Annotated in this window: 1 protein-coding gene; it reads left to right on the plus strand. The window is 54.0% G+C overall.

The features are described 5' to 3' along the window. Positions 1-291: helix-turn-helix domain-containing protein (locus tag C451_RS00100; protein ID WP_007736327.1), on the plus strand; the 291-nt coding region annotated here is incomplete at its 5' end. Positions 292-367: the final 76 nt, after the last annotated feature.

Consider the following 367-nt stretch of genomic DNA (forward strand, 5'->3'; position numbering starts at 1 on the left):
GGCGATTGCGCCCAGATGGAGATGCTTCGAACGGCGGTCGCCTCACCATCCACAAACGACACCTCCAACAGCAACACTGAATTGGCACCCGAACAGCAGGCAGCGGTTCAAGCCGCTGTTGAACATGGTTACTACGAATCTCCCAGAGAAATCGATGTCGGTGAGCTAGCTGAGCATCTCACTATACCACGGTCGACGCTCACCTACCGACTCAGGCGAGCAGAAGAACACTTGGCGAAGCAGTACATTACCCGTGAGCAGTTACCAGACGAACCATCGCCGCCGCTTTGATGCGAAGTCCGGATTTGGAATATTCCAACTAAGGCTTATCGAGCTGTCCACCCTATCTTACGACGATGACTGAAGG

Source organism: Halococcus thailandensis JCM 13552, from assembly GCF_000336715.1.
In the GTDB taxonomy this organism is placed as follows: Archaea; Halobacteriota; Halobacteria; order Halobacteriales; family Halococcaceae; genus Halococcus; species Halococcus thailandensis.